Origin of the sequence: Aeromonas salmonicida subsp. salmonicida, assembly GCF_001643305.1 — a bacterium.
GTDB classification, from domain to species: Bacteria; Pseudomonadota; Gammaproteobacteria; order Enterobacterales; family Aeromonadaceae; genus Aeromonas; species Aeromonas salmonicida.
In genome coordinates this window covers 1-1129 of the sequence record NZ_LSGW01000098.1, presented here as the reverse complement: position 1 = coordinate 1129, position 1129 = coordinate 1, and the positions used below count along the sequence as shown (strand labels likewise).

The following is a 1129-nucleotide window of genomic DNA, read 5'->3' as shown; positions in this document are numbered from 1 at the left end:
AAAACCAGGGGCGATTCACTAGATTCCGAGCCGCGCGTTAAGGTTTTCAGCGCCCGTGGCTCTTTACTGCGTTGCTTGATGTGATTTGCCTCTCTGAGTTCTTCGCCGCAAGAAAGGGAAACAACACGCGACAAGGGAGACGATGCCTGTGCATCCCCGCAAGCCGCAGCGCAAGCGAACGAAGAGAGTGCGAACGGGTGAGGAGATGGCGAAGCGAACACTGGCAGCGGCGACCGGCGTGTTAGTTTGCCTGGCGGTGAAGGGCTTAGAGGGGCAAGGCAGAGCGATGAAGCTGGCCACGGGTGCGGCAAGCGGAGCGCGCAGCCTCGCAGAGGCGTAGGCATGAGCGATGGAAACCCGAAGGGGCGAGACAGCATCTTTTCGCTGACTCGATGCGCAGCATGACAGCGCGACCGCTTGCGGTCATGCATAGGTGTCAATAGTTTGCAGTTGGAAAGGCTGGGTAATGCGTGAGATATTGATATCGGGAAATGCCGTTACATCAACATCGAGGTTTAAAAACATGAGTGATAATGAACGTCCCAATATTGACCAATTGCTTGCCGGATTCATGGGGCCGCTATCTGATATGGGGCCAGCAGATCCACAATCTGAGGGGTCATATCGCAGAGGTTATCATCAGGCTGTAGCCATGATTTTTTTTCACCTTAATGCAGGAAAACCACTGACCTGTGAGCAACTATCTGAATGGGTAGAAAATGACGGAATGAGCTGGCGACACGATATGGATTTAAAGAGAAAAATTATCGCGCCAGACCTTAAATAATAATACTTATGAGTTCAAATAGGGCGGACATGCATACACTTAATAACCTAGTCCACCCTATTTCAATCCGTAGCGTACGCAACTCCTTTTATCCCTCCGAGCACCATAACGCCACCTTCCCTAACGCTTGGCGTCACCACGAATGATCGTTTTAACGGCCACAACCGACGCATCGGGGGGCACACTGAGCGAACCGGCCAGTTCCCCCTCAATACTTCTCGTTATCTCCGAGTCCCCTTTAAACCAACACCATTCATAGCCAGTCTTGGTATCAGCAGCTTCCAAAATGCCGCTCCGATAGTCGAATGTCACCATGGTCGTTTACCCAATAAACTCGAGATA

General features: G+C 51.6%; 1 protein-coding gene. It reads left to right on the top strand.

Annotated elements, in window-relative coordinates; all coding sequences use genetic code 11:
* Positions 1–523 precede the first annotated feature (523 nt).
* Positions 524–787, top strand: a complete 264-nt coding sequence (locus AXW79_RS23085; protein ID WP_011898726.1) for a hypothetical protein — start codon at positions 524–526, stop codon at positions 785–787.
* Positions 788–1129 lie beyond the last annotated feature (342 nt).